Below are 18,682 nucleotides of genomic sequence, written 5' to 3'. Positions count from 1 at the left end.
ATGATCTGAACGGAACTTTTAGACTTAAAAACGGTCTTAGACACTGACGGTTAAGCGGTATTTTGTCGGTATTTTTACTAGAGGTTGTTAAATGAGCACTGAATTAAGCACCATGGCATTATCGGTTCCCCAAGGGGGAGGACTCGACGGTTATATTCAGTCAGTCAACCGTATTCCTATGCTAAGCGCTGAAAAAGAGAAAGACTTAGCAACTCGACTGTATGAAGAAGGTGATTTAGATGCAGCGCGTGAGCTTATTATGTCTCACCTGCGTTTTGTGGTGCATGTCGCCCGTAGCTATTCTGGATACGGTCTGCCACAAGCCGACTTAATTCAGGAAGGTAACATTGGCTTAATGAAAGCCGTGAAGCGTTTCAACCCGTCTGTCGGTGTTCGTCTGGTTTCTTTTGCCGTTCACTGGATTAAAGCAGAAATTCATGAATATGTACTGCGTAACTGGCGTGTTGTAAAAGTTGCGACCACCAAAGCTCAGCGCAAATTATTCTTTAACCTGCGCAAAATGAAAAAGCGTTTAGGTTGGTTCAGCCAGAAAGAAGTTGAAACTGTTGCTGAAGAGTTAGGCGTCAGCACCAAAGAAGTGCTGGAAATGGAAGCGCGTATGAGCGCCCATGACCAGGCTTTCGAGCTAAGCTCAGATGACGATGACTCAAAAGAAGGCAGCACTTATTCTCCTGCCATGTACCTGGAAGATAAGCGCTCGGACTTGGCCGCTGAAGTTGAGGCCGAAGACTACGAGTCTCATAATCAACAGAAACTGCTGACAGCAATGAGTGAGCTTGACGAACGTAGTCAGGACATTGTGCAGTCACGCTGGCTGTCTGAAGATAAAACCACATTACATGACCTTGCCGCGAAGTATGAAGTCTCTGCCGAGCGTGTTCGCCAGTTAGAGCAGAACGCCATGAAGAAACTTCGCGTCGCTATGAGCTAAATGCAGTGCCGCGTTGGCTGCGGCGCTTGCTGCATAGCTCCTTCCATTAGTTCTCCTATCCCCGGTATGCCAAATGGCAAACCTGCCGGGGTTCGTTGTGTTCAACTCGATGACAATAATTTGTGCCGGCTATTTGGCAAACCAGAGCGTCCAGATGTCTGTGAAGCTTTTACGGCGGACTACGATATTTGCAAAGATACCCGCGAAGAAGCGCTTATTTTGCTGACGTCACTGGAAGAAGCGACATCGAACGATTAGGTGCAACAGTAAGCTCGGACGCAAAGACTAACTCTATGCCTTGCTCCTCTAACTGAGGTAAATGCTGCTTGAGGAAATCTAACGTTTCTGGGTAAGGATGCCCAATACCAACGGCAGAGCCGTGCTTCCTAGCATGCCGTAACAAAGTTTTGAATTGTTGGGCGAGATAAGCTTTGTCGGTTTCGTTATCAAGAAATACATGGCGTCGACTCGACTTAACACCGACCGATTTGGCGGTGTCTTCTGCCACACTAAACTCTGAGGTGCGGCTGTCCAGGAAGAACAGCTGTCGAGAGGACAGGGTTTCCATTACTGCGTGCATAGGTACGGGTAACTGCGTTAGCTTGCTGCCCATGTGGTTATTTACACCTGCAACGTACGGAATAGACTCCAGGGCATCGGTTAATTGCAGTTTTATCTGTTGTGCGCTCATAGTTGAGGTAATTTCACCCGGCCCGGACCAGATGTTGTCGACCGCTTCCATTGGCATGTGCAGTAAAATTTGTTTTTGCTGATGGTGCGCCCGCAGCGCAAATGAACGGGCGTAAGGCGTATAAGGTAGTACGGCAAAGGACACCTTACCCGGCAGCAACGCTGCATCCAGGTGACTTCGGTGATTCCCGATATCGTCAATGACAATGGCAATTTTTGCGGCCTGTGCGCTGCTGCAAGTCAGAAGTGCCAGTGCGATTATTACATGAAAGAGTTTCATTAACGTATCCAGTGACTTGGGTTCTGCGGTTTGCCCTGATGACGAATTTCAAAGTACAGAGACGCTTTGTCGCGAGAGCCGGATTGACCCATAAGTGCTATCTCTTCGTCTTTTTTGACTTTCTCACCAACGGTTCTAAGCAATGCCTGGTTATGTCCGTATAAGCTCATGTAGTTTTCACCATGGTCGACTACAATGACTAAACCAAAACCGCGCAACCAGTCCGCATAAACAATGCGGCCATCGGCAATAGAGCGTACTTCCTGTCCGTTATTGCCTTCTATCAATACGCCTTTCCATTCAACCGGGCCTTCGCGGCGCTGGCCAAAAACGCGACGGACTGTGCCGTCACTGGGCCATTTTAACTGTGACTTGATGGGCTTTAAACCGACTAAGCGAACATCGCCCTGACGCTTAAGAGCCGCCTCAATAGCGGCCAGAACTTGTTCTAACTGCGCGCGACTTTGCTCCAGCTGTTTTATTTTAGCTTTGTCACTACGCTGCTCGGCTTGCAGTTTTGCTAATGTTTCTTCCTGTTCTCGTTGCTGACTCTCCAGCTGTTGCTGTTGCTCTGCCTGCTGTTCACGAAGTGAGACAACGTCAGCTTTTTTATCCGTCAGTTCTGCTGTTAATTGTTCAATATCGGCTTGAGTCTGCTTGATTTGCTCAATTTCTTCGACGCGCGCGTCATTCATGTACTGATAATAAGTGAGTAACCGCTCTAGCTTTGCGGGACTGCCCTGGTTAAGCAGCATTTTCAGGAAGTCGTTATCGCCATTAACGTAGGCAGAAACAATTTGCTCTTCAAGCAGGGCGAGTTGTTTTTGCTGCTCTGCCTGTAAGCGTTCCAGTTCTTGTTGTGCTTTTTCAATTTCTGAATTAATACCACGAAGCTCTGTTGAGGTCTTTTGAATGGCACCCGCAATTTCAGCGGTTTTCAGCTCTAACCGACGCAACTCGCTTTCAATATCAGACAGTTCTTCGTCACGGCTCTCAATGGCTTGCAGATGTTTATTTAACTCCGCATTTAACGCTTCAATTTCGGCCTGCGTAGCAGCTTTGTCTTCTTCACTATAAGACTGTGTAAACGCCTGGCCAGAAAAGCTGAGCCAGGCGAGTGCCAGAATTAAAGCAAAGGTTTTTATCATGACTGTTTCAGCGTCATTAAGGTTTGCCCGGTCATTTCGTCAGGCTGCTCCATACCCATTAAGTGAAGAATGGTTGGTGCCACATCTGACAAGCGGCCATCGCGTGCCTGTGCGTCTCGGCCCACATAAATGAAAGGAACCAGCTCATTGGTGTGCGCAGTATGCGCCTGACCAGTTTCAGCGTCACTCATTTGTTCCGCATTGCCGTGGTCTGCGGTAATCAAACACTCTCCACCAACCGCTTCCAGTGCTGAAACAACACGACCAACGCTGTGATCAACTGCTTCACAGGCTTTTACTGCCGCATCGAAGTCGCCGGTATGCCCTACCATATCACCGTTCGGGTAGTTACAAATGATGACATCAAAGGCTTGCGACTCAATGGCGCCTACCAATTCATCGGTTAGTTGCTCAGAGTTCATTTCTGGCTGTAAGTCGTAGGTTTTGACCTTAGGCGACGGAATTAAGACACGCTTTTCACCTTCAAACTCTTCTTCGCGACCACCACTAAAGAAGAAGGTCACGTGTGCGTATTTTTCAGTTTCTGAAATACGCAACTGGGTTTTGCCATGTTTTTCCAACCATTCGCCCAGTACGTTATTGAGTTGCTCAGGCGGGAATGCACAGGAGGTTTTCAGGGTATCTGCATATTCGGTCAGCATGACAAAGTCTGAGGTCTTTGCACGAGGTCCGCGTTCGAAGCCGTCAAACTCTTCGTTAATAAAGGCTTGGGTCATTTCGCGAGCGCGGTCAGCACGGAAGTTCATAAAGAAAATAGCGTCGCCGTCTTTCACGGGCGCAGGTGCACCAATAATGACAGGCTTCACAAACTCGTCAGTTTCACCGCGCTCGTAAGCGTCTTCTAACGCATCGGTTGCATTCGGACTGGTGACGCCGGATACGCCGTGATAAATCGCTTTGTAAGATTCTTCAATACGCTCCCAGCGCTTGTCTCTGTCCATTGCGTAAAACCGGCCACTAAGCGTTGCAAAACGGCCTTTCCCTAAACGGGCGAATAGGGCCTCAAATCGCTCAATTGTTGTTTTGGCTGACTTCGGTGGCGTGTCGCGACCGTCTAAAAATGCATGCACATAAACGTCGCTAGCGCCTTGTTCGACTGCCATTTCAACCATTGCAATCAAATGATCTTCGTGACTGTGTACGCCACCTGGTGACAGCAGCCCCATAATATGCACAGCGCCGGATGCATCTTTCGCTTTTGCCAATGCATTGCAAAGCACTGGGTTTTTAAAGAAACTGCGATCAGAAATTGCCTGACTAATGCGCGTAAAATCCTGATAGACGATACGGCCTGCACCTAAATTAACGTGACCGACTTCTGAGTTGCCCATTTGTCCGTCAGGAAGTCCCACTGCGCCGCCCGAGCCATCGACTAAGCAATGTGGATATTGCTCCCAAAGCCGGTCCATCACAGGTGTTTGAGCATTTGAAATGGCATTGTCCGGTGCGTCTTCTCGGTATCCCCAACCGTCAAGAATCAATAGAACCAAAGGTTTAATCGTACGACTCATAAAGGGCCTCTTCGTTTAGCTTTTGCAATGCATTGTTGAGAATTATTCTACTTTATTTCTGGCGCATCCGCATCCATTCAAGATTTTACTGGCAACTGAAATTTGTACAGGTATACTCTTTGCCCGCGAGATTTTTCTGAAACCCTCTGGTAGTGGTAGCTTATATGCAAGAACTGTTAGATTTCATTAGCCGAAACCCCATGATGAGTGGCCTGTGGGTGGTGTTATTGGTTGCGCTTATTATTACTTATGTGCGTTCTGCAATGTCACCTATTAAGAGCCTACAGCCGCAAGAGGCAACGGTTTGGGTTAACCGTGGCGATGGCATTTTTGTTGACATTCGTAACCAGGATGAATTCAAAAAAGGCCACATTCACGGCTCAAAGCACTTAAGCATGGACAAAATTAAGCAAAAAAGCTTAACGTCTATTGAAAAGTTCAAAGACGCCCCCATTGTGTTAGTCTGTGCAACAGGAATGACGGCAAAAGCAGCCGCATCTCAGTTAACCGCTGAGGGCTTTAAGCAAGTGGCGGTATTACAAGGTGGCATGAACACCTGGCGTAATGAAAAACTGCCAGTTTCGCAGAAATAATAACAACGAATTGAAAACTCATAGTGAATAGGAAGTAAAATCATGGCTGAAGAACAGCAAGCAAACGGCGCAGCAGCCGAAAACCAACAGCAACAAGCACAATTTGCTATCCAGCGTATCTATGCAAAAGACATTTCTTTTGAAACGCCAAATTCTCCTAGCGTATTCCGCAAAGAGTGGAAGCCAGACCTTAAACTGGACTTAAACGTTAAGCACGAGAAAATCGAAGACGGCGTTTACGAAGTGGTATTGACGTTAACAGCAACAAACAAAGTTGAAGACGACGTCGCTTTCCTTTGTGAAGTGCATCAAGCAGGTATCTTCTCAATTGGTGAAGAAGTTCAGGAAGGTCAACTGGCACACATGCTGGGTTCTTTCTGCCCGAACATCTTGTTCCCTTATGCACGTGAGTGTGTAGCGAGCTTGGTAAACCGTGCAACTTTCCCTCAGTTGAACTTAGCACCAGTTAACTTTGACGCTATCTTTGCACGTCACATGCAGCAGCAAGCAGAGCAAGCTCAGGGTCAACAGACTGCTGACGCCTAAGCGAACGCTATAATGCAAACACCACAGGTGACGATATTAGGGGCGGGCTCTTACGGGACCGCCCTTGCTATTTGTTTTGCGCGAAAAGGCATCCCGACAATGTTGTGGGGACGGGACTCTGAGAAAGTTGCGTTAATGACGTCGGCTAGAGAAAACGCCGCGTATTTACCCGGCTGTCCATTTCCTGAGTCTCTGCAAGTAACCGATGACCTTGAGCTCGCGCTGAAAGACGTCGACAACGTGGTCGTTGTGGTGCCCAGTCATTCATTTTCCAGCATGTTAAAGCAGGCGAAGCCTTTGCTGAAAGAGAATGCCCGCGTTGCCTGGGCAACCAAAGGGCTGGAGCCCGATACAGGCCGACTTCTGTATGAAGTTGCCGAAGAGATTCTGGCTGACAAGCATCCGCTGGCGGTATTGTCAGGGCCCACGTTTGCTATTGAAATGGCGAAAGGTCTACCTACCGCTATCTCTATGTCATCGACCGACCAAACCTTTGTCGATGAACTGTCTGACATGCTGCATTGCGACCGCTCCTTCCGTGTTTACACCAACAATGACTTTATTGGTGTTCAGTTAGGCGGGGTGGTAAAAAACGTGATAGCTATTGGCGCCGGTATGGCCGACGGCATAGGCTTTGGCGCGAATGCACGTACCGCCCTAATTACCCGCGGTTTAGCTGAGTTAACTCGACTGGGTCTGAAGCTAGGGGCAAAAAGCGACACCTTTACCGGTATGGCAGGCCTTGGTGATCTCATCTTAACCTGTACTGACAACCAGTCGCGCAATCGCCGTTTTGGTTTGGCTTTGGGTGAAGGTAAGTCGGTTGAGCAAGCGTTAAAGGATATTGGTCAGTCTGTAGAAGGGTATCGTAACACCAAAGAAGTGGTTGCACTGGCGTCCAGAAACGGTGTGGAAATGCCCATCGCGGAGCAAATTTATGCGGTCCTTTATGAAGGTAAAGAACCGCAGCAAGCGGCTATCGATTTGTTGAGCCGGGAGCGTAAAACGGAATAACCGTTTTACGCTCCCGGTTGCATTAGCTAGGTTCGCTTAAGCACCTGCTAATTGCTGTTCCATGACCTGCCATTGCGCGGCCAGGTGCTCAGTAGGTAAGCGTTTAAAGTTAGAGCGAACAAACTGACTGATTTTACCGTCGGCATAACTTAGCAGCATATTTGCCAGAACGGCCTCATCGACAATAAACTTCTGCTGTTCCCGCATCGCTTTTTCACGCAGAACCTGCTTAATTGAGCTTTCAATACGATTAAACAAGCCTTCCATGCGACTGCGCAGGCGGTCATGTTCACCCATGAGTGCGTCGCCCGTCATAACTCGGGTAATGCCCGGGTTGCGTTCAGCGAAAGTCAGCAGTAGCTGTAAAATCATGTAGCAACGAGACAGCGTATTTTTTTCTTCATTCATAATGAGGTTTATACGCGTCAGCAGGGTGTCTTCCACAAACTCAATAAGGCCTTCAAACATTCGCGCCTTAGAAGGGAAGTGACGATACAAAGCGGCTTCGGAAACGCCGAGGTTAGCCGCCAACTTAGCGGTGGTAATACGCTGACCCGGGCTGGTTTCCAGCATTGCGGCCAAAGCCTGAAGTATTTCTTCGCGACGGTTGCGTTTTTGTTCTGCCATGAGTGGTTATTTCCTTATGTATGGACAGTTAAGAACGACCAGAGTGACCGAAACCACCTTCGCCACGGTCTGATTCTTCGAATTCGTCGACAATGTTCATGCTGGCTTGTACCACTGGCAGAATCACCAACTGGGCAATGCGGTCGCCCGGTTCCATGGTGTATGCCTTATTGCTGCGGTTCCAGCAGGATACTTTCAGCTCACCCTGATAGTCAGAATCGATAAGACCCACCAGGTTACCCAAGACCAAACCATGTTTATGACCGAGGCCTGAGCGCGGCAGAATAGTAGCGGCATAGCCCGGGTCACCAATGTACATAGCAATGCCGGTGCCAATGAGTTGGGTTTCGCCCGGTTCTATGGTCAGTGGCTCGTCTAAACAAGCACGCAAATCCATGCCGGCAGAGCCGCTGGTTTCATATTTAGGAAGAGGGATAGACTGACCGATACGTTCGTCGAGAATTTTAACGTCCACTTGCGTCATGAGTTGTTCACTTAGCTCCTGTTGGATGTATCAAAATAGCGCTTTGCAATAGCATCGATAATGGCAACAGCCATATCATGCTTGCTCATGGTTGGAAGTGACTGCTCACTGTCCTTGCTTAATATCAACGCACTGTTCTGGTCACTATTGAACCCCTGATGAGGCTCACTGACGTCATTGGCGATGATCATTTGCAGTTGCTTACGCTGTAATTTGCTTAAGGCATTTTCTTTTAAGTTCTGGGTTTCGGCAGCAAAGCCCACGGTAAAAGGGGCGTTGGCAGACTGTGCCACCGTTTTTAAAATATCAGGGTTTTGCACCAGTGACAGTTTGGGTGGTTCACTGTTTTGTTCTTTCTTAATTTTGTGTTCGGCGATGTCTTCTACGCGATAGTCGGAGACCGCGGCGCAGCCTATAAAAACATCGCAGTCTGTAAGCTGTTGTTGTACTGCTGTCAGCATTTGCTCAGCGGTTTCAACATCAATACGTTGCACGCCTTTCGGTGTGGCAAGCTGGGTGGGTCCGGACACCAATACAACCTTTGCCCCGGCATTCGCAGCTGCCTGAGCTAACGCGTAGCCCATTTTCCCTGAGCTGTGGTTACTGATATAACGCACGGGGTCGATAGCTTCGCGCGTTGGGCCTGCGGTAATGACAAAGGTTTTACCCTGCCAGGTTTCAGAAACTGTTGACGTGTTTTCCGGCAACTTTTCGTTGAGCAATGCCTTAACAATATCGGTGGGGTCGGTCATGCGGCCATAGCCAATATCGCCACAGGCTTGTTCACCGCTTTCAGGGCCGATAAAGGCAATACCGCGCTCGCGTAAAATGGATACATTATTTTGCACTGCGGCGGCCGCCCACATTTGTTGGTTCATTGCTGGTGCAACGCAAACAGGTGCTTTACTGGCTAACACCAGCGTACTGAGCAGGTCGTCGGCAAAACCGTGGGTAATGCGGGCCAGAGTATTCGCCGTGGCCGGGGCTATAAGAATAAGGTCGGCCCATCGTGCCAGTTCAATATGGCCCATAGCGGCTTCTGCTGTGGGATCAAGCAAGTCATCGCTGACCGTAAAACCAGACACAGCTTGTAAGCTAAGTGGGGTTACAAAGGATTTGGCACTCTCGGTCATGACACAGCGCACGACTGCACCTTGTTCACGCAATCGGCGCACCAGGTCAGGTGTTTTATAGGCTGCAATGCCGCCGGTAATACCCAAAAGAATGTTTTTGTTCTGCAGTTGTGTCATGCGAACCCCTCTGTGTTAACTCATGTAAAGATAACACGAGACCCAGAAACACGGTAGATGCTCGTTATACTTATCCGCTGTTCAAACGAAGGAGAGAATAATGAGTGTCAAGGAGTGGCCAGTTGCTGAGCGTCCGCGTGAAAAATTGCAGTTACAGGGAGCGCAGTTTCTCAGTGACGCAGAATTACTAGCGGTATTACTGGGCAGTGGCCGACAAGGGCAGGATGTAGTGACTTTTGCGCGCAAGTTGCTGCACCATTTTAATGGCATCGGACCGTTACTTGTTGCCAGTCGGGAGCAGCTGCTTGAATGTGATGGTATCGGACCCGCGCGGGTGAATCAATTGCAGGTCGTTATGGAGTTGTCCCGGCGGTATTTAAAATGGCAACTGGAGCGCACCGACGGCTTTACAGAACCCAGCCTGGTCAAAGATTTCTTGACGGCGAAGCTCAGACACCAAAGTCGGGAACTGTTTGTCTTGCTATTGCTCGACAGCCAGCACCGCCTGTTGCACTACGAAGAATTATTTCAGGGGACTATTAACGCGGCGCCGGTGTACCCTCGGGAAGTAATTAAGCTGGTTATGAAGCACAATGCAGCGGCGGTTATTTTAGCGCATAATCACCCGTCGGGCGTGGCAGAGCCAAGTCAGGCGGACCAACGAGTGACCGAACGGGTGAAAAAAGCCCTGAACTTAATTGATGTTTCTTTGCTCGATCATTTCGTTATTGGGGCAGGTGCACCCATTTCGTTCGCTGAACGTGGATTGTTGTAGTTTTATACTGGCAGTTTGGTGAAAAATCACGTAAAATCCGCCCGAACGATCGTTAAGGATCATATTTCCGTCGTATTAGCTTGATTAGAAGGGCAGTTTGCTGTATAAAATGCGCCCTCGGATTTATAGGCAAGGTCACGTTGGGCGACAGGCGAGCTTGCAGCAATTTTGGAGTAAAGACATGTCACAAGTATGCCAAGTTACAGGTAAGCGTCCGGTAGTCGGTAACAACCGCTCGCACGCACGCAATGCGACTAAACGTCGCTTTTTGCCGAACCTTCAATCGCACCGCTTTTGGGTAGAAAGCGAGAAGCGTTGGGTTAAGCTGCGCATTTCTACTAAAGGTATGCGTATCATCGATAAAAACGGTATCGACTCGGTATTAGCGGATCTCCGCGGCCGTGGTATCAAGGTGTAAGGAAAAGATATTATGCGCGATAAGATTCGTTTGGTGTCGTCTGCGGGTACTGGTTACTTCTACACGACAGACAAAAATAAACGCACCATGCCAGAAAAAATGGAAATCAAAAAGTACGACCCAGTGGTTCGTAAACACGTGATTTTCAAAGAAGCTAAAATCAAGTAATTGGTTTTATCGCTTACAAAAAACCCAGCTCTGGCTGGGTTTTTTATTGCCTGTTACTCAGCTATTTAGCGCGGTGGGTCAATAATACCGGAAACACTGGCATTAATACGGAACCAGCCGGTGACACTGAATCGGTCACGTTTTGATGGCAGTACTTCATGCACAAATCGGTCACTTAAAAACACGACTAAGCGGCCTTGTTGGGGTAATACAGTCTCCAGCACTTCGCCTTTTGCGCCGTATATCACCAGTTGTCCGCCATCTTCTTCCCGCCATTCCGGGTTTAAATAAAATACCGTGGTTAGCACTCGGTTACTGCGCCCTTTAAAAGCGTCTAAGTGTTTTTTATAAAACGCGCCGTTTGGGTAGTGCGCCAGGTGGCATTCGTAATCGAACAAACCCATAAACAGCGACCGGTTAAATTCAACACGCAGCTCTTCCATAATAGCGAGATAGTCAGCGTGTTCAGGCTGATCCGGGGTTAGCCAGTAAATACGGTCGTTACGAACCATAGTGTTTATGGTTTGCGACTGCTGTCGGCCTATGCCAGCCATATTCCAGTATTGTGCGGGCAGTTGCTGAGAGTAGTCATACAAAGCTTGTGATTGCTGCTTTGGCTGGAAATTATCGACAATGCAGTATCCGTTGTCGGCAACACGGTCGATGATAGTAGTTAGCAGCATAGTAGTAAGGCCATATTCATTTTTTGTCGCGCGAAATATAGGGTATTCTTAACACAGCGACAAGCAAAAAATAACACACTTAGGTGCCCTTTTATGAAGGTAAATGAGAAACGCAAACTCTTTGGCGTGACAATGACAAAACGTGCCTGGAACAATGTTCTGGTGTACGTCATTCTAATTATTATGTTTGTGTTCTGGTACGTAGCGCCGCCATTGAAAGAAACGAATGAAGCAGCGCCTGAGTCTGCGGAGCAAATGGGGTTGATTCCTGACAACGGCTCTTTGTCCGCCATAGAAATGCCGGATTTAACTCTACAATTGGCAAACGGCGAATGGCAGTGTGCGAACGAATGTAGGCTAACTAACCAGCAAATCAGTGGAGTGGTCAATAACTGGTTGTCGATAAAAATGACACCGGTTGATGTGCAGGCTACCGATAAAATTACCGATGTTTTACTGTCGTTTAATGACGGTAATACCGCCCGGGTAGAGTTGTATGCGTCGCCGTATTTAATTCTACGGTTACCAAATCAGCAGCAGAATTTTAAAATTGAGAATTTACACGTAAGTCAGTTATTAGGACGTTAGTACATGCCTGAATTACCAGAAGTTGAAGTCAGTCGGTTAGGCATATCGCCGCACATAGAAGGTCACCAAATACATCACGTTAATGTCCGTGATAGCCGTTTGCGTTGGCCTGTACCTGCGACAGTGAAAGAAGTTGAAGGGCAAACGCTGTTAAACGTTAAAAGGCGAGCGAAGTATTTGCTATTGGAGACCCATGCCGGCACCTTAATTCTGCATTTAGGTATGTCCGGAAAATTACGTGTGGTACCTGTTGAAACGCCTTTCTACAAGCATGACCACATCAGTATTGAGTTCGACGACGGGCAGAGTTTGCGCTTGAACGATCCGCGTCGCTTTGGTGCCTTGCTATTTACCAAAGAGCAGCCTGACGTTCATGATTTATTGAAACACTTAGGGCCTGAGCCTTTAACAGATGCGTTTCATGCGGACTACTTGTTCGAGCAGTCACGCAAGCGCACGCAGCCGGTAAAGACCTTTATTATGGATAACCGGGTGGTGGTTGGCGTCGGTAATATCTACGCGAACGAAGCTCTGTTTAAAGCCGGTATTAATCCTAAACGCGCCGCTGGAAAAATCAGTAAACAGCGCTACGAGAAGTTAGTGCCTATTATCAAAGACACTTTAGCGCAGGCAATAGAGCAGGGTGGCACGACACTTCGTGACTTCACCCAAGTAGACGGCGCGCCGGGCTACTTTGCACAAAAGCTTCAGGTATACGGCCGTGGTGGCAAATTGTGCATGGTCTGCAGTCAGCGTCTGAAAGAAATTCGGCTGGGTCAACGCAGTACTGTATATTGCACGACCTGCCAGCGCTAACGCTGCGTAAACTCAGTGAGTATACGGGAGAAGTCGCCTGGCTCTGATAAAAACGGAGCGTGTGAACTTTTATTAAAAGTGAATGATGTCGACTGCGGTGCCAGTGCGTCAATGTTTGTAATGGCGCGCTCCGGCACTAAGCTGTCCAGGCGACCATAAAGCCGTAAAAAAGGTACCTCTATATTGGCGAGCTGTTCGCGAAGGTCGCACTCTTGCAGCAGCTTTAATGTTTCTTTAAGCACTTTCTGACCCGGTGTTGGCTTACTAAAAATAAGCTCTCTTACTAATTTTATTTGTGCTTTGGCGTCGCTACTGCCCATTGCCTGTATTGCCAAAAAACGCTCTATGGTTTTGCGAAAGTCGGAATCGAGCTGGCGCTGAAACTGCTCAAGAACATTAGGCTTTATACCTGGCCAGCTGTCCGATTCAACAAAGTGTGGGGAAGATGCCACGGTTGTCAGCGACAACGTTCTATTTGGATGCTTCAGGGCAAACTGTGTAGCAACTAAGCCACCCAGTGACCAGCCCATAACATGGCACTTTTCAGGCAATGCAGGCGCTATTGCGTCGACTAAAATCTCTAAATTAACCGCTTCTTCGAACGGCCATGAGGAGTCACCAAAGCCCGGTAAGTCAACAGAGTACACCCTGTGCTTATCACTTAAGGAAGGAATAACCGGCTGCCATATGTTCGAGTTCATTCCCCAGCCATGGATTACAACTAAAGGCGTTCCTGCCCCGTGGCACTGAATAGATAGACTCACTATACTTCCTCAACGTTAATAGCAAACGGTTAACTGCGCTTATGCTAGCGTTTTTAAGAGATATCGCCAACCAGTTTGGTCGCGGCAAGTGTTGGAGTTGTGGTACGAACCAAGCTGGCAATAGCGGCTTTTGCGGCTACTGTGAGCTGGCGTTACCTCGCTGGTATCCAGCTTGTTGTCAGCACTTGGCAGACTTAAGTCATGCATTAACCGAGCAGCAGTGTCGCTATTGGTTTGCCAGCCTGCGCTGGGAGCCTCAAACCCGCCAACTGATGCAACTTTATAAGTTTCAGTATCGATCTGAGTTGTCTTCAGTGTTCGCCCGAATTCTGGCGGCGCATATCACCTTGTGTTATCAGGGCAAGCCGCTGCCGGACTCTATTGTCGCTATGCCCATGACCGAAGCTTCCTGGCATAAGCGCGGCTTTCATCAAACAGCGCTTGTTGCGCGTGAAGTCGCTGGCTTATTGAATGTTAGGTATGTATCTAATGCGCTTAGAGTCGTGCGAAAAAAGCCGATGCAGCATTTAACCAGTAAACGAGAGCGTTGGCATAACAGCCATAAAAGTCAGTTGGCCCTGGGTGATTTTAACGGACAGTCAGTTGCGGTACTTGATGACGTTATTACCACCGGAGCGACGGTAATGGCAGCGGCAGATGCGCTTTATAGAAAAGGGGCAAAATATGTTGACGCATGGGCTATTGCTTATAATCAGGGTGACTAGAAAGTGAGTGGGATGTCAGGTACACTATACCCTAGTAATTTACTCAGGTATAAGCCGTGAGGTAACCAGTTTATGATTCGTATTTCAGAAGCCGCGCAGTCGCATTTTCAAAAGCTATTGGCAGAACAACCAGAGGGCACCAACATTCGTGTGTTTGTGGTCAATCCGGGTATGCCAAACGCAGAATGCGGTGTTTCTTATTGTCCACCAGACGCAGTTGAACCAGACGATGAGCGCTTGCCATTTAACGGTTTCGACGCGGTAGTCGACTCGGGTAGCGCACCGTTTCTTGAAGACGCAGCCATTGACTTTGAAGAGCAGGAACTAGGCTCTCAATTGACGTTGAAAGCGCCCAACGCAAAAGCGCGCAAAGTAGCTGACGACGCGCCGTTAGTAGACCGTGTTGAGTATGTCATTCAGGTGGAAATTAATCCGCAGCTAGCAAACCACGGTGGTCAGGTTATGGTCACTGAGATTACCGATGACGGTGTCGCGATACTTCAATTCGGCGGCGGTTGTAATGGTTGCAGCATGATAGACGTGACACTTAAAAATGGTATTGAGAAAGAGTTGCTGGAGCGCTTCCCGGATGAAATTACCGGTGTACGCGATGTTACCGAACATGAGCACGGTGAGCACTCTTACTACTAGTTCGCCATAACCAAATAGCCTGGGTAACACCACGCATGAATAAAAAGCCGCTGAGAGCCAACCACAAACCGTGGTTCTCCAGCGGCAATCCTAACCACCACAACGGCATAAAGCCGATTAAAGCGGATAGCAGCATGGTATTGCGCATCCCTTTGCTCATCGATAATCCAATAAATACCCCGTCAAACCAATAACTCCAGTGCGCGATAATCGGCATAAGAATTATCCATGGAAGATAGTTCATGGCGGTATTCACGACTTCAGGAATGTCTGTAATTAAACGAACGATTTGCTCACCGGCAATGGCAAACACTAAGGTGTAACTGACGGCAAATAATGACGACCAAAGCAGGGTTATTTTGCACCAGTAGCGAATTTTATCGGGCTTTTTCTGGCCTTTTGCAGCTCCGGCTAGCGCCTCGACCGCATAAGCAATACCATCTAACCCCAAAGATATCAGCATTAAAAACTGCATGAGAACCGCGTTAACCGCTACCAATGTACTGCCGTAACGAGTTGCGTAACCAGTCATAGTCGCCATACACAGCTGTAAAACCAAACTCCGAACAAAGATGTTACCGTTAACACCAAGAAAGCGCCTTAGTGCCTGCCCGCTAACAACGAAATGCGGCAGTGACCATTGCAGCGCCCGGGCTGTCCAGTAGAAGCCAATAAGCGCGGTAACCCACTCAGCTATCAGCGACGCCCAGGCCGCCCCTTTCACGTTGAGGTCGAGGCCGATAATCAGCACTATGTCCATAACGACGTTAACGGCGTTGGTGATAATAACCAACAACATGGCTTTGCGGCTATTTTGGCGGCCCAGTAGCACACCTAAAGCTACCAACGTCATAAGGGCGGCAGGGGCTGACCATAAACGAATACGAATGTACTCGCGAGCGTAGGGTTCTAATTCAGCCGAAGGTGCGACAACCCACATGGCGGCGTCGTTAATCCAGGGGCTGGCAAAGGCAATCACCAAACCCAGAATGACTGCAATAATGACACCATTGTTGAAATGCTGGCGCTGTGCACTCAAGTCTTCAGCCCCGTACGACTGCGCTATATAGCCCGTGGTCGCCATACGCAGGAACACAGCCAGCAAATAAATAAAGCTGACGACCATGGCACCGACGGCAACGGCCGATAAGTAGATAGCGTCTGGCAGATGCCCTATGATGGCAGTATCAACCAAGCCGAGAAGCGGCGCGGCGATATTGGAGACAATCATAGGCAGTGCAATGGCAAACACATGCCTGTGGTCAACGGTTGGAAACCCCAAAAACGTTCGCATAAACTTTTCGTGACTTTTTAAAGTATTAATTCAAATACTTATACTGTATCAGGAGTGACTATGAAGGTGTTGAACAAATTACTGGCGGGCAGTTGCGCTGTGTTAAGTCTGGGCTGCTCCTCTGACAGCCTCGCCGCAAACGACAGTGTGGTTGTTTTGCAGTACCACCACGTGAGTGACAGTACGCCGGCGGTTACCTCTATTGATCCTGACACGTTTAAAGAGCACCTGAACTACTTAAAAGACAATAACTTTAACGTCATTGATATTAAGCAGGCGCAAGAAGCGATTGAGGGTAACGGTGAGTTACCTGAAAAAGCGGTCGTTATTACGTTTGATGACGGCTACCAAAATGTGTATGAAAACGCGGCTGACTTGCTAGAGCAATATGAAATGCCGTATACCGTCTTTGTAAACCCGGACTTAATGGCTAAGCACCAAGGTCATTATATGGGCTGGGAGGAGCTGAAAGACATTGAAACTCGAGGAGCTCGTATTGCCAACCACGGTCAGACCCATGCTCATTTAATTCGCCGTGAGCCCGATGAAACCAAAGAGCAATGGGTGGAGCGTATGCGCTACGATATAGTCAGCGCACAAGAAGCTATCGACGAAAATTTAGGAGAGCAGCAAAAGTATTTCGCGTACCCATACGGAGAATACGACAATGAGCTCAGAACGTTGCTCGATGACTGGGGCTTTCTGGCATTTGCACAACATTCGGGGCCATGGTCAAAGTGGAGCGAAGAAACGGCGATTACTCGCTTCCCGGCATCGGGTATTTACGCCAACTTAGACACCCTAAAGACAAAGCTGCGATCCAAGGCGATGCCGGTGGTCAGTTACAAGCCTGAAGAACCACTGTTGGATTATGAAAACCTTAAACCAACGTTGGAAGTGACTTTAACGGGTGGCGAAGCGTTAAAGGATGTGCGTACGAACCAGTTGCGTTGCTTCTCAGGAGGCCAGGTGTTAGAGCCTGAGTGGCACAGTGACACGCGATTTACCGTAGAAGTAACGACCAACTTACCGATAGGCCGTTCGCGGGTTAACTGCACGGCGCCGAGTGCATCCGAGTCACGTTATTATTGGTATTCAATAGCGCTTATTCGCCCTGACGCACAAGGTAGCTGGCCAGACTAACAGAATCTAAACGTTAGTCAGCAATAATAGCAAAGTCGCGCTTTAACTGCTCCATGTCGACCACCGGTATTTCGCCGCGCTTGTGGTCGGCATTAAAAATGGCCTTTCGGTGTCCGTTGGGATTCACCAAAATAATGGCGGCGCTGTGATTTACCAGGTAATTTTCTTCACCTTCCTCCGGTATGGAGTACATAAGCCCTAAGTCACGCACAAACGGAAACAGCGCCTTATGCTCAGCACGCACACCGACAAAGTCTTCGCCAAAATAGCCAACGTATTCTTGCAGTCGCTCTATATTGTCACGCTGAGGATCGACTGAAATCATCCATACCTTAACAGGCGCTTCTGCGGTTTTTTGCAGTTCAGGAAGGGCTTGTTTTAAGTCCGACATGGTTGTGGGGCAGATATCCGGACAGAACGTGTAGCCGGTGAATAATAACGTCCACTGACCTTTTAGTGCGTCGTTTAAAACATCACCGTCATGAGTGCTGGCTAAGGTAAACGGCTTCAATGCGCGAGGCGGCTCGTAAATAAGGGCTTCAGGTTTCGCCTGCGGTAAGTTGCTATACACCAGCCAGCCGGCAATTAACGCAACGACAGCAACAATAACGGTAATGAAACGACTCATAAAGGACCCTATACGTAGTGATCAACCAGCAAAATAACGAACAGCAGCATCAGGTGCCAAATAGAGAAGGCAAACATGTTAAAGGCTGTTTTCTTATTCGGTGCGTATTTCAGTTTCCACGCATAAGCCAGGAATATTGCGTTCAGCGCTGTAACACCCACCAGGTAAATCATACCGGTCATGCCAATAAGGAATGGCATAAGGCAAACCACGCCTAGCAAAATGGTATACAGGAAAATACAGGTCTTAGTGAACTCGATACCATGGGTTACCGGCAGCATAGGAATTTCTGCGCGGGCGTAGTCTTTGGCACGATGTACAGCTAGCGCCCAGAAATGTGGTGGTGTCCAGGTGAAAATAATCATTACCAACAGAATAGGGAAGGCCGATATTTCATTGGTAACCGAGGTCCAACCCAACAGCGGCGGTGCGGCTCCTGCCAAGCCACCAATGACGATATTCTGCGGTGTCGCACGCTTCAAAAACATGGTGTAAATAAAGGCGTAGCCGACCATAGACGCAAAGGTTAACCAAGCAGTTAACGGATTTACCCAAGCGTACAAGGTGACAAAACCGATAACACCGATAGTGGTCGCAAAAGTGATGACTTTAGCCGGCGATAAATTCCCCTGAGGCAGCGGACGACGAAGCGTTCGAGCCATTTTGGCGTCTATGTGGCGATCAACCAAGTGGTTAACCGCTGCGGCAGCAGCAGACATTAAGCCGATACCGGTTAAGGCAGGCACTAATACCGACAGAGAAACAAGCTGCTCAGTGGCCAGGCACATGCCAACAACGGCAGTGAGCAGCAATAACGCGACGACACGAGGTTTGGTTAACTCAAGGTAGTCTCGCCAATGTGCGTTGCGCGTTTTTGTTATTTGTTTTGTGGCAACGGATTGCATAACTACGA

The 18,682-nt window shown here is 48.5% G+C and carries 24 protein-coding genes; 13 read left to right on the top strand and 11 right to left on the bottom strand.

Features of this window, described 5'->3' with window-relative positions:
* The first annotated feature begins 91 nt into the window (after positions 1-91).
* Both rpoH and B3850_RS06370 read left to right on the top strand, forming a co-directional pair.
* Positions 92-952 (top strand): RNA polymerase sigma factor RpoH, encoded by an 861-nt coding sequence (gene rpoH, locus B3850_RS06375; RefSeq protein WP_286873575.1) that lies wholly within the window; start codon positions 92-94, stop codon positions 950-952.
* Complete coding sequence (locus B3850_RS06370) at positions 953-1,210, top strand: YkgJ family cysteine cluster protein (protein ID WP_074668899.1); 258 nt, start codon at positions 953-955, stop codon at positions 1,208-1,210.
* Here B3850_RS06370 and B3850_RS06365 read toward each other — a convergent pair.
* From B3850_RS06365 to gpmI, 3 genes are read right to left on the bottom strand one after another with little or no spacing between them, the layout of a single operon-like run.
* Positions 1,167-1,922: a divergent polysaccharide deacetylase family protein gene (locus B3850_RS06365; protein WP_053953209.1), complete on the bottom strand. Its 756-nt coding sequence runs from the start codon at positions 1,920-1,922 to the stop codon at positions 1,167-1,169. The genes B3850_RS06370 and B3850_RS06365 overlap by 44 nt on opposite strands.
* Complete coding sequence (locus B3850_RS06360; protein WP_286873567.1) at positions 1,922-3,070, bottom strand: murein hydrolase activator EnvC family protein; 1,149 nt, start codon at positions 3,068-3,070, stop codon at positions 1,922-1,924. The genes B3850_RS06365 and B3850_RS06360 overlap by 1 nt, the downstream gene beginning before the upstream one ends.
* Positions 3,067-4,602 (bottom strand): 2,3-bisphosphoglycerate-independent phosphoglycerate mutase, encoded by a 1,536-nt coding sequence (gene gpmI, locus B3850_RS06355; RefSeq protein ID WP_286873565.1) that lies wholly within the window; start codon positions 4,600-4,602, stop codon positions 3,067-3,069. Before gpmI ends, B3850_RS06360 begins: the two co-directional genes overlap by 4 nt.
* A 164-nt stretch (positions 4,603-4,766) precedes the next feature.
* Here gpmI and B3850_RS06350 point away from each other — a divergent pair, with 164 nt between their 5' ends.
* Genes B3850_RS06350 through gpsA form a run of 3 tightly spaced genes read left to right on the top strand, consistent with a single transcriptional unit; the run spans position 4,767 to position 6,755 of the window.
* The gene (locus B3850_RS06350) at positions 4,767-5,195 is read left to right on the top strand and encodes a rhodanese-like domain-containing protein (RefSeq protein WP_053953206.1); all 429 of its coding nucleotides are present in this window, start codon (positions 4,767-4,769) and stop codon (positions 5,193-5,195) included.
* A gap of 42 nt (positions 5,196-5,237) precedes the next feature.
* Entirely contained in the window at positions 5,238-5,741 is a 504-nt protein-coding gene (secB, locus tag B3850_RS06345; RefSeq protein ID WP_053953205.1) for a protein-export chaperone SecB, read from the top strand.
* Between the two features lie 12 nt (positions 5,742-5,753).
* Positions 5,754-6,755, top strand: coding sequence for an NAD(P)H-dependent glycerol-3-phosphate dehydrogenase (gene gpsA, locus B3850_RS06340; RefSeq protein WP_053953204.1), 1,002 nt, complete (start codon positions 5,754-5,756; stop codon positions 6,753-6,755).
* Between the two features lie 36 nt (positions 6,756-6,791).
* Here the strand turns inward: gpsA and slmA are convergent, their stop codons facing one another.
* The 3 genes from slmA to coaBC are packed head-to-tail and all read right to left on the bottom strand — an operon-like array spanning position 6,792 to position 9,116.
* The gene (gene slmA / locus B3850_RS06335; protein ID WP_286873563.1) at positions 6,792-7,382 is read right to left on the bottom strand and encodes a nucleoid occlusion factor SlmA; all 591 of its coding nucleotides are present in this window, start codon (positions 7,380-7,382) and stop codon (positions 6,792-6,794) included.
* 28 nt (positions 7,383-7,410) lie between these two features.
* Positions 7,411-7,866, bottom strand: coding sequence for a dUTP diphosphatase (dut, locus tag B3850_RS06330; protein ID WP_053953202.1), 456 nt, complete (start codon positions 7,864-7,866; stop codon positions 7,411-7,413).
* Between the two features lie 11 nt (positions 7,867-7,877).
* Positions 7,878-9,116, bottom strand: coding sequence for a bifunctional phosphopantothenoylcysteine decarboxylase/phosphopantothenate--cysteine ligase CoaBC (coaBC, locus tag B3850_RS06325; protein ID WP_286911547.1), 1,239 nt, complete (start codon positions 9,114-9,116; stop codon positions 7,878-7,880).
* Between the two features lie 100 nt (positions 9,117-9,216).
* Between coaBC and radC the strand changes: the two genes are divergently transcribed.
* The 3 genes from radC to rpmG all read left to right on the top strand — a co-directional run bounded on the left by radC (position 9,217) and on the right by rpmG (position 10,477).
* A complete protein-coding gene (radC, locus tag B3850_RS06320; RefSeq protein WP_126752251.1) occupies positions 9,217-9,891 on the top strand; it encodes a RadC family protein in 675 nt (224 codons plus the stop codon).
* Between the two features lie 181 nt (positions 9,892-10,072).
* Complete coding sequence (rpmB, locus tag B3850_RS06315) at positions 10,073-10,309, top strand: 50S ribosomal protein L28 (protein ID WP_053953199.1); 237 nt, start codon at positions 10,073-10,075, stop codon at positions 10,307-10,309.
* A 12-nt stretch (positions 10,310-10,321) separates the two neighbouring features.
* Positions 10,322-10,477, top strand: a complete 156-nt coding sequence (gene rpmG, locus B3850_RS06310) for a 50S ribosomal protein L33 (RefSeq protein ID WP_008489399.1) — start codon at positions 10,322-10,324, stop codon at positions 10,475-10,477.
* A 65-nt stretch (positions 10,478-10,542) separates the two neighbouring features.
* Here rpmG and B3850_RS06305 read toward each other — a convergent pair whose 3' ends face one another.
* Positions 10,543-11,160: a 2OG-Fe(II) oxygenase gene (locus tag B3850_RS06305; protein ID WP_286875506.1), complete on the bottom strand. Its 618-nt coding sequence runs from the start codon at positions 11,158-11,160 to the stop codon at positions 10,543-10,545.
* A gap of 93 nt (positions 11,161-11,253) precedes the next feature.
* Between B3850_RS06305 and B3850_RS06300 the strand changes: the two genes are divergently transcribed.
* Together B3850_RS06300 and mutM are read left to right on the top strand one after the other, a co-directional pair.
* Entirely contained in the window at positions 11,254-11,748 is a 495-nt protein-coding gene (locus tag B3850_RS06300; RefSeq protein ID WP_286911546.1) for a hypothetical protein, read from the top strand.
* Between the two features lie 3 nt (positions 11,749-11,751).
* Positions 11,752-12,564 (top strand): bifunctional DNA-formamidopyrimidine glycosylase/DNA-(apurinic or apyrimidinic site) lyase, encoded by an 813-nt coding sequence (gene mutM / locus B3850_RS06295; RefSeq protein WP_286875508.1) that lies wholly within the window; start codon positions 11,752-11,754, stop codon positions 12,562-12,564.
* Here the strand turns inward: mutM and bioH are convergent.
* A complete protein-coding gene (gene bioH, locus B3850_RS06290; RefSeq protein WP_286875509.1) occupies positions 12,561-13,328 on the bottom strand; it encodes a pimeloyl-ACP methyl ester esterase BioH in 768 nt (255 codons plus the stop codon). The genes mutM and bioH overlap by 4 nt on opposite strands.
* Positions 13,329-13,369: 41 nt before the next feature.
* Between bioH and B3850_RS06285 the strand changes: the two genes are divergently transcribed.
* Both B3850_RS06285 and nfuA read left to right on the top strand, forming a co-directional pair.
* Positions 13,370-14,053 carry a ComF family protein gene (locus B3850_RS06285; RefSeq protein ID WP_058576614.1) on the top strand — a complete coding sequence of 228 codons (684 nt, stop codon included), beginning with the start codon at positions 13,370-13,372 and terminating at the stop codon, positions 14,051-14,053.
* A gap of 72 nt (positions 14,054-14,125) precedes the next feature.
* Positions 14,126-14,704, top strand: coding sequence for a Fe-S biogenesis protein NfuA (gene nfuA, locus B3850_RS06280; protein WP_058576615.1), 579 nt, complete (start codon positions 14,126-14,128; stop codon positions 14,702-14,704).
* Here the strand turns inward: nfuA and B3850_RS06275 are convergent.
* The gene (locus tag B3850_RS06275) at positions 14,667-15,998 is read right to left on the bottom strand and encodes an MATE family efflux transporter (protein ID WP_286911544.1); all 1,332 of its coding nucleotides are present in this window, start codon (positions 15,996-15,998) and stop codon (positions 14,667-14,669) included. The genes nfuA and B3850_RS06275 overlap by 38 nt on opposite strands.
* A gap of 60 nt (positions 15,999-16,058) precedes the next feature.
* Between B3850_RS06275 and B3850_RS06270 the strand changes: the two genes are divergently transcribed.
* A complete protein-coding gene (locus B3850_RS06270; RefSeq protein WP_286875515.1) occupies positions 16,059-17,141 on the top strand; it encodes a polysaccharide deacetylase family protein in 1,083 nt (360 codons plus the stop codon).
* Positions 17,142-17,154: 13 nt separating this feature from the next.
* Here the strand turns inward: B3850_RS06270 and B3850_RS06265 are convergent, their stop codons facing one another.
* Together B3850_RS06265 and cyoE are read right to left on the bottom strand one after the other, a co-directional pair.
* Positions 17,155-17,769 (bottom strand): SCO family protein, encoded by a 615-nt coding sequence (locus B3850_RS06265; RefSeq protein WP_286875517.1) that lies wholly within the window; start codon positions 17,767-17,769, stop codon positions 17,155-17,157.
* 8 nt (positions 17,770-17,777) lie between these two features.
* The gene (cyoE, locus tag B3850_RS06260; RefSeq protein WP_053953189.1) at positions 17,778-18,674 is read right to left on the bottom strand and encodes a heme o synthase; all 897 of its coding nucleotides are present in this window, start codon (positions 18,672-18,674) and stop codon (positions 17,778-17,780) included.
* Positions 18,675-18,682: the final 8 nt, after the last annotated feature.

This window comes from Idiomarina sp. UBA4520 (assembly GCF_002388365.1).
In the GTDB taxonomy this organism is placed as follows: Bacteria; Pseudomonadota; Gammaproteobacteria; order Enterobacterales; family Alteromonadaceae; genus Idiomarina; species Idiomarina zobellii.
The sequence above is the reverse complement of the archived record's forward strand: the minus strand, read 5'-3'. Positions and strand labels throughout refer to the sequence as shown.

What these genes read in the sequence shown, in the direction of transcription:
- rpoH (WP_286873575.1), top strand. Translation starts at nt 92, where the DNA reads ATGAGCACTGAATTAAGCACCATGGCATTATCGGTTCCCCAAGGGGGA.
- B3850_RS06370 (WP_074668899.1), top strand. Translation starts at nt 953, where the DNA reads ATGCAGTGCCGCGTTGGCTGCGGCGCTTGCTGCATAGCTCCTTCCATT.
- B3850_RS06365 (WP_053953209.1), bottom strand. Translation starts at nt 1,922, where the DNA reads ATGAAACTCTTTCATGTAATAATCGCACTGGCACTTCTGACTTGCAGC.
- B3850_RS06360 (WP_286873567.1), bottom strand. Translation starts at nt 3,070, where the DNA reads ATGATAAAAACCTTTGCTTTAATTCTGGCACTCGCCTGGCTCAGCTTT.
- gpmI (WP_286873565.1), bottom strand. Translation starts at nt 4,602, where the DNA reads ATGAGTCGTACGATTAAACCTTTGGTTCTATTGATTCTTGACGGTTGG.
- B3850_RS06350 (WP_053953206.1), top strand. Translation starts at nt 4,767, where the DNA reads ATGCAAGAACTGTTAGATTTCATTAGCCGAAACCCCATGATGAGTGGC.
- secB (WP_053953205.1), top strand. Translation starts at nt 5,238, where the DNA reads ATGGCTGAAGAACAGCAAGCAAACGGCGCAGCAGCCGAAAACCAACAG.
- gpsA (WP_053953204.1), top strand. Translation starts at nt 5,754, where the DNA reads ATGCAAACACCACAGGTGACGATATTAGGGGCGGGCTCTTACGGGACC.
- slmA (WP_286873563.1), bottom strand. Translation starts at nt 7,382, where the DNA reads ATGGCAGAACAAAAACGCAACCGTCGCGAAGAAATACTTCAGGCTTTG.
- dut (WP_053953202.1), bottom strand. Translation starts at nt 7,866, where the DNA reads ATGACGCAAGTGGACGTTAAAATTCTCGACGAACGTATCGGTCAGTCT.
- coaBC (WP_286911547.1), bottom strand. Translation starts at nt 9,116, where the DNA reads ATGACACAACTGCAGAACAAAAACATTCTTTTGGGTATTACCGGCGGC.
- radC (WP_126752251.1), top strand. Translation starts at nt 9,217, where the DNA reads ATGAGTGTCAAGGAGTGGCCAGTTGCTGAGCGTCCGCGTGAAAAATTG.
- rpmB (WP_053953199.1), top strand. Translation starts at nt 10,073, where the DNA reads ATGTCACAAGTATGCCAAGTTACAGGTAAGCGTCCGGTAGTCGGTAAC.
- rpmG (WP_008489399.1), top strand. Translation starts at nt 10,322, where the DNA reads ATGCGCGATAAGATTCGTTTGGTGTCGTCTGCGGGTACTGGTTACTTC.
- B3850_RS06305 (WP_286875506.1), bottom strand. Translation starts at nt 11,160, where the DNA reads ATGCTGCTAACTACTATCATCGACCGTGTTGCCGACAACGGATACTGC.
- B3850_RS06300 (WP_286911546.1), top strand. Translation starts at nt 11,254, where the DNA reads ATGAAGGTAAATGAGAAACGCAAACTCTTTGGCGTGACAATGACAAAA.
- mutM (WP_286875508.1), top strand. Translation starts at nt 11,752, where the DNA reads ATGCCTGAATTACCAGAAGTTGAAGTCAGTCGGTTAGGCATATCGCCG.
- B3850_RS06285 (WP_058576614.1), top strand. Translation starts at nt 13,370, where the DNA reads ATGCTAGCGTTTTTAAGAGATATCGCCAACCAGTTTGGTCGCGGCAAG.
- nfuA (WP_058576615.1), top strand. Translation starts at nt 14,126, where the DNA reads ATGATTCGTATTTCAGAAGCCGCGCAGTCGCATTTTCAAAAGCTATTG.
- B3850_RS06275 (WP_286911544.1), bottom strand. Translation starts at nt 15,998, where the DNA reads ATGCGAACGTTTTTGGGGTTTCCAACCGTTGACCACAGGCATGTGTTT.
- B3850_RS06270 (WP_286875515.1), top strand. Translation starts at nt 16,059, where the DNA reads ATGAAGGTGTTGAACAAATTACTGGCGGGCAGTTGCGCTGTGTTAAGT.
- B3850_RS06265 (WP_286875517.1), bottom strand. Translation starts at nt 17,769, where the DNA reads ATGAGTCGTTTCATTACCGTTATTGTTGCTGTCGTTGCGTTAATTGCC.
- cyoE (WP_053953189.1), bottom strand. Translation starts at nt 18,674, where the DNA reads ATGCAATCCGTTGCCACAAAACAAATAACAAAAACGCGCAACGCACAT.